Source organism: Kineosporia succinea, assembly GCF_030811555.1.
In the GTDB taxonomy this organism is placed as follows: domain Bacteria; phylum Actinomycetota; class Actinomycetes; order Actinomycetales; family Kineosporiaceae; genus Kineosporia; species Kineosporia succinea.
Map to the genome: position 1 here is coordinate 3,936,670 of NZ_JAUSQZ010000001.1, position 9,567 is coordinate 3,946,236.

A 9,567-nucleotide genomic window follows, 5' to 3' on the forward strand; every position below is an offset into this window, starting at 1 on the left:
CTCCGGCCCGGTTGTGGCGATGGCCGCGGACACGGTGCCCGGGAGGGTGCGAGGAAACCGGCGGGCTGACGGCGCCCCGCGGGCTCGTTCGGTCAGGGGCGGCCGGAGGTTCTGATCGGGGCCGGGTAGCCGACGTCGTCCCAGCCGATGGGCCAGGCCAGGGGGTCTTCGGGCGGGGCCTCGTCGGGGTGGCGGTGGGCCGTGGCCATGCGCACCGCGGCCAGCGACCGCGACAGGCGGTCGGCCCAGGCCGCCTCCACCAGGTCGGGGCGGATGCCGGCCAGCTCGGCCGACTCTGCGTCGGAGCGGCGGAAGACCAGCTCACCCTCGGGCGTGGCGGTCACCACCGCCCGGCACTCCCGGGGCAGGGCCTGCTCGTCGTCTTCCAGGCAGATCGCGTGGATGCCCGCATTCGCCCCCTCTTCGAGCAGCGGCAGCACCCCCGGAATGCCGGACAGACGGCGGATGCCGTCGAAGACCACCACCACCTCGGGCGACGCCGTGACCCGCTGGCCGGGCGGGCGCACCTGGCGCAGCCGCTCGTCGATCAGGCTGCCCAGCTCGAGCAGCCGCCGCTCGATCGAGTCGTGGTCGTTGCCGATCAGCACCGACACCCCGGACGCCTCGTCGGGACGGGCGTGCGGCAGCCGGGACACCCACTCCCAGCGCCGCCGGGCCGCGTAGTCGTGCCCCGTCAGCACCGTGATGCGCAGCTCGCGGGGGGCGTGGAAGGTGGCGCACTGGGCCACCAGCCAGCGGGCCGTGGCCTGCGTGACCGAGGACTTGCCGGCCAGCCCGAGCACCCCGACCGCCTGCAGGTTCAGCGTGACCGGGACGTCGTGCAGCAGCGTGGGCAGGGAGTCGGCGGGCTGGGTGCGCCAGCGGGTGCGGCCCACCCGCAGCGGGGCGCCGGAGTCGCGGTCGTCGATGACCGTGCGCGGCGGCTGCGCGGCCAGGCCCAGCCGCAGCTGGAGCCAGTCGTCGTCGAGCGCGAGCCGCTCCCACAGGCGGCGCCCGGGGCCGACGGCCGCCAGCAGCGTCTGCGCCGGGTCGGGTGTGGCCTCGCGGCGCTCCTGGGTCTCCCGCTCGAGCGTGGTCAGGATCTCGGCGCGCGCCGCCTCCCGGTCGCGCAGCCACTTGGTGAGCAGACGGCGCTGCTCGCGGCCCGGGATCGAGCGGGCGTTGGGCGGACGCGGCGGGAGCACGAACCGGGCCCCGCTGCGTGGTCTGGGCGAACGGCTGTGCCGGAACAGCTCTGTGCCGAGCGCCTCGTCGAGCGGCTGGACGTCGGCGTCGGGCTCGCTGACCTCGGCCAGCTGCAGCACCGTGCCCGCCACCCGCAGGTAGGCGCCGTTCGGCCAGGCCCGGCGCTCGGTCTGCTCCTCGCCGTCGAGCGCGAAAGTGACCGCCAGGCCCGGGATCACGTCGACCAGGCCACCCGGCCGGGCGCTCAGCGTCAGGGCGTCGGCGGGCAGCCCCTCGTCGGGCAGGTCGAGACCCGGTGCCTCGTGCCCGATCACGGTCTGCCCCAGGCCGAGACGGTGCACCCGGCCCGCCCCGGGCCCGTTCACCACCCGCACCTCGGCGACCCCGGACGGCTGCGGCACGGGCTGCTCCTCGTGCGCGTGCAGCTCGATGATGCTGCCCGGCCGGATCCCGGCCGAGCGCAGCGTGTCGGCCGGGATGCCCTCGCCCGAGGCCCGGTGCCCGTCCACCCAGACCGGCACCCGGTAGGCCTGTGCGGGATCGGTGTCGTCGTCGAGGGCCTGCAGCAGGTGGGGCAGCAGCCGGGCGAGTTCGGCGTCGGGGTGCGCGTCAAGGAGCGCCTCGGTCTGGGTGCCGGCTGCCCGGCCGTCTCGCAGCGTGACCGCGAACCTCACCTCACGAACCCCCGGATGATCGTGGACCAGGGCCCGAATATGCCACGAAGGGGAGTTACATACCAGTCTGTGCGTGTCCGTTCCGATACCAGCTGTGCCCGTCGCGACCCCCGCGCGGCCTAGGAGTCCCACAGCGAGCACCTGACCCGGATCACCGTGTCCACCTCGCCGCCGAGCCGGGCCACCAGATCGTCGTCGGGGGCCTCGGGCCGGTCCAGCCACAGCCGCACCGGCTCACCGTTCAGGAGGTCGTGCACGGGCTCGATCGTGAGGTGCTCGGCCTCGAGCAGCTCGTGCCCCAGGGCGACCAGGGCGCAGGCCAGGAAGAAGCCCAGCGACCGCAAGGCCCGCGGTGGATCGACCACGAGCTCCGGCAGCCCGGCGAACCACAGCCCAGCGGTGTGTACCCGGCGCACCCGCCCGCCGGGCTCCGTGACCATCTCGACCCGAAAACCCCTGGTGCGCACGTCGTCCGTCATCGGAATGCCCCCTCGCGATCGCCCGGACACCAGGCTGCCCCACCCCCGCACCCACCGGCCGCCGTTGTCCACAGCAACCGCACCTGTGGACAACCCCGGGTTCCCGTACGCCGGTAGGGGCAACCGGTCCACCGGCGGACGATTGGCCGTGTCCGGCCGGCCCGGACGCTGACACCGTGTCGCCATGCGCTCATTCGCTCAGGTCGACGTCTTCACCACGCAGCCCGGCCGGGGCAATCCGGTGGCCGTGGTGCTCGATGCCGAGGGCCTGACCGACGCCGAGATGCAGCGCCTGGCCAACTGGACCAACCTGTCCGAGACCACGTTCGTGCTCCCGCCGACCCGCCCCGAGGCCGACTACCGGGTCCGGATCTTCACCCCCGGGCGCGAGCTCCCGTTCGCGGGGCACCCCACGATCGGCACGGTTTCCGGGCTTCTGGACGCGTCGAGGCTCCCCTCGCGCGGGTCGTGGACCCAGGAGTGCGGCGCCGGCCTGGTGGAACTGCGTCGTCTGGACGACGGGGCGATCGCGTTCGCCGCACCGCCGCCCATCGCGGTGGAGCCCCTGGAACCGGGGGAGACCACCGATCTGCTCACCGCGACCCTGGGCGGTGTGAAGGCGGAGGCCCCCACCGTCATCGAGATCGGCCCGCGCTGGCTCACCGCCCGGGTGAGCCTCGACGAGCTCGACTCGCTGCGCCTCGACCCCGCGGCCTTCGCCGGGATCAGCTCCGTCACACCGGACATCACGCTCTACGCGCTGCACGACTCCGAGGTGCACGTGCGCTCGTTCTTCCGCGAGGGTGAGCGCATCGACGAAGACCCGGTGTGCGGCAGCGGCAACGCCTGCGTGGCCGCGCACCTTCAGCTCACCGGCCTGGACGCGGCCCTGGAAGGCCCGGGCTACCGCGCCTTTCAGGGGCGGCACCGCGGGCGCGACGGGCGCATCAGCGTGCAGCTGGGCGAACAGCACCGCAACTGGATCGGTGGCCGGGCCGTGACCGTGATCTCCGGAACCATCGCCGTCTGACCTCGCCGTCTAGCATCGCCGGATGGACGCAGAACCCGTGACCCCGCTGGCTCCCCGGCCGGTCGGCCGCACCGTGTTCACCCAGACCTGGGCCGAACTGACCTTCCTGCACTGGGCGGTCGAGCCGGAGCGGGTCGTGCCCTACCTGCCGCCGGGCACCCGGCCGGACACGTTCGGCGGCAAGACCTACGTCGGGCTGGTGCCCTTCCTCATGCGTGACATCGGGCTCCTCGGGTCACCCGGAGTGCCCTTCCTCGGCTCCTTCCGCGAGACCAACGTGCGCCTGTACTCGGTCGACGAGAAGGGACGCCGGGGGGTCGTCTTCGTCAGCCTGGACGCCGACCGTCTGGTTCCGGTGCTGGTGGCGCGTCTCGGCCCGGGGCTGCCCTACATCTGGTCGTCGATGGGGTACGAGCGCGAAGGTGACCGGGTGACGTACCGGTGCGCACGTCGTCCGTACGCGAAGCGCCTCTCGAGGGCACCCCGCGTGACCGGACCCGCCCACTCGCTCATCCAGGTCACCGTGGGCGAGCCGGTCGGCGGCACCGGCGAGCTGGAGCAATGGCTGACCGCCCGCTGGGGACTGCACCAGGGCAGCTACTACTGGCCGAACGCGCACGAGACCTGGCCCCTGCGAAGGGCCCGGCTGGAGACGTTCGACGACCAGATCCTCGCCGCGGCCGGTTTCGGTGACCTGGCCGCGAGAACTCCTGACAGCGTCCTGTTCTCGCCGGGCGTCCACGCGACCTTCGGCCCTCGCGTGCGTTGAGGCGCGAGCGCGCACCGGGGCGCGGGCGCGCGCAGGGGCTCGGGCCGTGCGCCGGGGCTCGGGCGCCGGTCTCAGGTGAGGTAACCGCCCATCGTCGTGAAGTAGTCGGGCGCCAGGTGGTCGGTGCCGTCTTCGGTGCGCACCCGGGTGATGCACAGCCCGTGCTCGCGACCGCTGCGCGCGGAGGCGCCGGCCACGACGACCACCCCGTCGTCCTCCCGGTAGAAGATCCGCCCGGGAGTGCCGCCGTAGCGCTCGGTGGACACCCGCGCCCCGGTGATCCGCAGCCGCGCCCCCCGGTGGAAGCAGTACGCGCTGGGGTAGGGGTCGCTGAGAGCCCGCACCAGCCGGTCGAGTTCGGCCGCCGACCAGGTCCAGTCGATGCGGCTGTCCTCGTCGGACCGTTTGTGGAAGAAGCTGGCCCGCGACCGGTCCTGCGGGGTGAAGTCGGTGCGGCCGGCGGCGATCGCCTCGAGACTCTCGTGCAGGATCGGCTCGATCAGATCGAGCGTGGCGTGGAACAGGTCGGTCGTGGTGTCGCGGGGCCCGACCGCGACCGACTTCTGCACCACGACGGGCCCGGCGTCGAGGGTCTCGTTCATCAGGTGGGCCGTGACCCCGACCTCGGGCTCACCGTTGATGAGGGCCCAGATGAGCGGTGAGAACCCGGCGTAGGTGGGCAGCAGCGAGTCGTGCACGTTGAGGGTGCCCCGCGGCGGCAGCGACCAGATCTCCTCGGGGAGGTACGTGCGCCAGTTGTTGGCCACGATGAGGTCGGGCGCCACGGCCCGCAACTGCTCGAGAAGTCCTTCGTCGGGCCGGTTCCGGATCACCACCGGGATGCCGTGCTCGGCGGCCAGGTCGGCCACGTTGTCGTCCCAGATCTTCTCGTACGCGTGCTCGCTGCGTGGGTGGGTGACCACCAGAACCACTTCGTGACCGGAGCCGAGCAGGGCCTGGAGCGTGCGATGACCCCAGGTCTGATAGCCGAACATGACGACGCGCACAAGGCCTCCCGTGAAGCGGTTTTGTTTCGTCCTGGACTATGTCATCCCGGCAATCGTTAGGGTAGCCTCACCTAAGTAAATGCTCGATGCAGCGATTGCGACGATGTGTCCCGGAGGACATTTCATGAGCTCGTCCACGGGGACGAACGACCACCCGGTCCACGACCTCATCGGCATCGGGTTCGGACCCTCGAACCTTGCCCTGGCCATCGCGGCGGTGGAACACAACGACCAGGCTAACGACACCGAGCGCGTGGCGGTACGTTTCTTCGAGCGTCAACCGGCATTCGGATGGCACCGGGGCATGCTCCTCGACGATGCCACGATGCAGGTCTCGTTCCTGAAAGACCTGGTCACGCTGCGCAATCCGGCAAGCAGCTTCAGCTTCCTGTCGTACCTGCACGAGTGTGGCCGGCTGGTCGACTTCATCAACCACAAGACCCTCTTCCCGCTGCGCCTGGAGTTCCACGCCTACCTGGAGTGGGCCTCCGCCCGGGTCGCCGACCTGGTCGACTGGGGGCACGAGGTGACCCGGCTGGAGCCGGTGCTGGAGGGTGACGAGGTGGTGGCCCTCGACGTCACCGCCCGTGAGCTGAACGCCGACGGCACCGGCCGTGAGGTCACCTATCGCGCGCGCAACGTCGTCATCGCGACCGGCCTGCAACCGCGCTTCCCCGAGGGGATTTCGGGCTCCGAGCACGTCTGGCACAACCAGCAGCTGCTGCACCGCGTCGAGGAGATCGACGTCGAGGCCGCCCGGCGCTTCGTGGTGGTCGGGGCCGGGCAGAGCGCGGCCGAGGTCACGGCCTTCCTGCACGGGCGGTTCCCCGAGGCCGAGGTGGTCTCGGTGTTCTCCCGCTACGGCTACAGCCCGGCCGACGACAGTCCTTTCGCCAACCGGATTTTCGACCCGGACGCGGTGGACGACTTCTTCGAGGCCCCGGTCCACGTCAAGAAGCTGCTCATGGGCTATCACGCCAACACCAACTACTCGGTGGTGGACGGCGAGCTGATCGAGGAGCTGTACCGCCGCACGTACCAGGAGAAGGTCGTCGGCCGGGAACGCCTGACCATGATGAACGTGGCCCGGGTCGAGGCGGTGCGCGAGCAGGACAGCAGCGTGGCGGTGACGGTGCGTTCCCTGACCGGCGACCGCACTGTCGACATCGACGCCGATCTGGCTGTTTTCGCGACCGGTTACGACCCGGTCGACCCGCTGCCGCTGCTCGGTGACCTGGCCGCGTTCTGCCCGCCCGACACCGGGGGCCGGCTCAGGGTGCAGCGCGACTACCGGGTCGAGACCACGCCGGGCATCCGCTGCGGTATCTACCTGCAGGGTGGCACCGAGCATACGCACGGTCTGTCGTCGTCGCTGCTGTCCACGATCGCCGTGCGGGCGGGGGAGATCCTCGCCTCCGTGGTCGCCGGGACCCCCTCGGTGCAACCCGCCGGCGGGGCGAAGGCTCCCGCGGCCGCCCTGCGCCGTCTCATCTCCTAGGAACCGATGTGGTGAACCCGCATGAGGGCCGTACCTGGCCAGAGGTTTTCGCGGAGCAGGTCGGTCGTGCGCCGGGCCGGACCGCGGTGGTGCACGGGGAGTCGTCGCTGACGTACGCCGAGCTGGACGCGAGGGCCCGCGGTCTGGCCGCGGCTCTCCGGGATCGCGGTGTCGGACCGGAAAGCGTGGTCGGGCTGGCGGTTCCGCGGTCGCTGGAGATGATCGTGGCCGAGGTGGGGGTGCTGCTCGCGGGGGCGGCGTACCTGCCGATCGACACCGATCACCCTCCGGCGCGCATTCAGTATCTGCTCCAGGACGCGTCTCCGCTCGCACTGGTGGCGACGCGGGAGTCGGCCGGTCAGCTGCCTTCTCACGACCTGCCGGTCGTGCTGATGGACGACCTCGCCCCCGGGGACTTCGAGACCCCGGCCCTGAGTGCGGGACACGCGGCCTACGTCATCTACACCTCCGGTTCCACCGGCAGGCCCAAGGGTGTGGTGCTCTCGCACGCCGGGGTCTCCAAGTTGCTGGCCACGCAGGTCGAGCGGTTCGGCATCGGCCCGCACAGCCGGGTGCTGCACTTCGCCTCGCCGAGCTTCGACGTGGCCTTCTGGGACCTCTGCCTGGGGCTGCTCTCGGGCGGCACCCTGGTCGTGGTGCCGAGCGAGTTGCGCTACCCGGTGAAGGAACTGGCCGACTACGCGCTGCGCAACGAGATCACCTTCATGATCCTGCCGCCCGCACTTCTGGCCGCGATGCCGTCCGACGCGCACTTCCCGCCCGCGACGCTGCTGGCCGGCACCGAGCGGGTCTCGCCCGAGCTGGTGCGGCGCTGGGGCGCCGGGCGGTCGATGTTCAACGCCTACGGCCCGACCGAGGCCACGGTCAACTCGACGCTCGGCCTCTCGTCGCCGGAAACCCTCGACGGTGAGCGGGTTCCGATCGGTATCGCCGACCCGGGCACCTACGTCCACGTGCTCGACGAGAAGCTGAAACCCGCGTCCACCGGTGAGCTGTACCTGTCCGGGCCCGGTCTGGCCCGCGGCTACCTGGGCCGGTTCGCCCTCACCGCCGAGCGTTTCGTGGCCGACCCGCACCGTGCGGGGGAGCGGATGTACCGCACCGGCGACCTGGTGCGGCAGCTCGACGACGGGCGCCTCGACTTCCTGGGCCGCGTCGACGACCAGGTCAAGGTGCGCGGCTACCGGATCGAGCCGGGTGAGATCGAGGCGGTGCTGCGGCGTCATCCGCGGGTGGCCAACAGTGCCGTCACGGTGCGTTCGGGCCGTCTGGTGGGCTACGTCGCGCTCTCGTCGGCGGTCGATGCCGAGACCACCGTCGAGACCTGGAAAGACCTGCACGAGATGCTCTACTCGGCCGGCGCGAGCGAGGCGCACGAGGAGAACTTCACCGGCTGGAACTCCAGCTACGACGGAACGCCGATCCCGCTGGAGCAGATGCGCTCGTGGCGCTCGGAGACCGTCGCGGCGATCCGGGCGCTGGCCCCCCGTCGCGTGCTCGAGATCGGGGTCGGTAGTGGGCTCCTGCTCTGGAAGCTCGCAACCGATGCCGAGACCTACTGGGGCACGGATCTTTCCGAGGAGGCCGTGGCCCGGCTGTGGGAGAAGGTGCGGCAGAGTCCGGACCTGGCCGGGCGGGTGCTTCTGGCCGCTCAGCCCGCGGACGACGTGACCGGCCTGCCGGAACGGCATTTCGACACGATCGTGATCAACTCCGTGGCCCAGTACTTCCCGGGCCCGGACTACCTGGCCACGGTGCTCGACCAGGCGGCCGGGCTGCTGGCGCCGGGCGGCCGGATCTTCATCGGTGACGTGCGGAACCTGCGGCTGCTGCGCACGTTGCGCAGCGGGATCGGTTCCTCGGCGGCGGATGTCGAGCACGCGGTCTCGTCCGAGCACGAACTGCTGCTGGATCCCCGCTGGTTCGAGGCCTACGCGGCGGGCAGCCGGCTGTTCGAGAGCGCCGAGATCTCGCTCAAGCGAGCCGATTACGCCAACGAGCTGAGCCGCTACCGCTACGACGTGGTGCTCTCGGCGCGTGTGCCGGTGGCGGTCGGGCGGTCGGTCACCTGGGGGCCCGGGGGCCAGGACGCGTCGGGGCTGGGGTCGTTGCTCGCCTCGGCTCCCGCCTCGGTGCGGGTCGCGGGGATCCCGAACGCCCGCCTGACGCCGGACCGGTCGCGCGAGCGCGGCTTCTTCGGGGGCCCGCCGGTGCCGGAGGGGGCGGACCCGGAGCAGTTGCTGCGCCTGGCCGAGAAGAACGGGTACCGGGCCCGGGCGGTCTGGTCGGGCGACGACCCGGCCGCGTTCGACCTGATCCTGGTGCGTCCGGAGATGGCCGCGGACGACGTGGTGCACGTGGTGGCGGCCGGTACGACGACTGACCTCAGGAGCGACCTCGCCAACGTCCCCGTGCCCGACGACTCCACCGTGGTGGCGGCGCTGCGCACGCACTGCGCCGGTCTGCTGCCGGAGTACATGGTGCCGTCGGCCTTCGTGGTGCTCGACGAGCTCCCGGTGCTGGTCAGCGGAAAGCTCGACCGCTCGGCGCTTCCCGAGCCGGTGTTCGCGGTGGCCCCGTCGGGCCGCAAGCCCCGCACCGATCGCGAGGAGCTGCTCTGCGGCATCGTCGCGGGTCTGCTGGGCCTGCCCGCGGTGGGCGCCGACGACGACTTCTTCGCGCTCGGCGGTGACAGCATCGTCTCGATCCAGGTGGTGATCCGGGCCCGGGAGGCCGGGCTGGTGCTGACCCCACGTCAGGTGTTCGAGCACCGCACCGTGGCCGCGCTGGCCCGGGAGGCGGTCTCGGCGTCGGCGGCCCGCGACGACACCGACGTGGCCTCCGGCGACGTGCGCTTCACCCCGATCCTGCACTGGCTGGCGC

General features: G+C 71.8%; 6 protein-coding genes and 1 pseudogene. 4 read left to right on the forward strand and 3 right to left on the reverse strand.

Annotation, left to right across the window (positions count from 1 at the left end):
• Positions 1-92: 92 nt before the first annotated feature.
• Both J2S57_RS17295 and J2S57_RS17300 read right to left on the reverse strand, forming a co-directional pair.
• The gene (locus J2S57_RS17295) at positions 93-1,880 is read right to left on the reverse strand and encodes a hypothetical protein (RefSeq protein WP_307244097.1); all 1,788 of its coding nucleotides are present in this window, start codon (positions 1,878-1,880) and stop codon (positions 93-95) included.
• Positions 1,881-1,999: 119 nt separating this feature from the next.
• Positions 2,000-2,359, reverse strand: a complete 360-nt coding sequence (locus tag J2S57_RS17300; RefSeq protein ID WP_307244099.1) for a hypothetical protein — start codon at positions 2,357-2,359, stop codon at positions 2,000-2,002.
• 184 nt (positions 2,360-2,543) lie between these two features.
• Here J2S57_RS17300 and J2S57_RS17305 point away from each other — a divergent pair, with 184 nt between their 5' ends.
• Positions 2,544-3,389 (forward strand): PhzF family phenazine biosynthesis protein, encoded by an 846-nt coding sequence (locus J2S57_RS17305; protein WP_307244103.1) that lies wholly within the window; start codon positions 2,544-2,546, stop codon positions 3,387-3,389.
• 22 nt (positions 3,390-3,411) lie between these two features.
• Positions 3,412-4,158 carry a YqjF family protein gene (locus tag J2S57_RS17310; RefSeq protein WP_307244105.1) on the forward strand — a complete coding sequence of 249 codons (747 nt, stop codon included), beginning with the start codon at positions 3,412-3,414 and terminating at the stop codon, positions 4,156-4,158.
• A gap of 71 nt (positions 4,159-4,229) precedes the next feature.
• Here the strand turns inward: J2S57_RS17310 and J2S57_RS17315 are convergent, their stop codons facing one another.
• Complete coding sequence (locus tag J2S57_RS17315) at positions 4,230-5,165, reverse strand: methionyl-tRNA formyltransferase (RefSeq protein WP_307244107.1); 936 nt, start codon at positions 5,163-5,165, stop codon at positions 4,230-4,232.
• Between the two features lie 124 nt (positions 5,166-5,289).
• On the opposite strand from J2S57_RS17315, the gene J2S57_RS17320 reads away from it, so the two are divergent.
• Both J2S57_RS17320 and J2S57_RS17325 read left to right on the forward strand, forming a co-directional pair.
• A complete protein-coding gene (locus J2S57_RS17320; protein ID WP_307244109.1) occupies positions 5,290-6,663 on the forward strand; it encodes a lysine N(6)-hydroxylase/L-ornithine N(5)-oxygenase family protein in 1,374 nt (457 codons plus the stop codon).
• 32 nt (positions 6,664-6,695) lie between these two features.
• Positions 6,696-9,512 (forward strand): annotated as a pseudogene (locus tag J2S57_RS17325) (amino acid adenylation domain-containing protein); the annotation flags it as partial.
• Between the last annotated feature and the right edge of the window lie 55 nt (positions 9,513-9,567).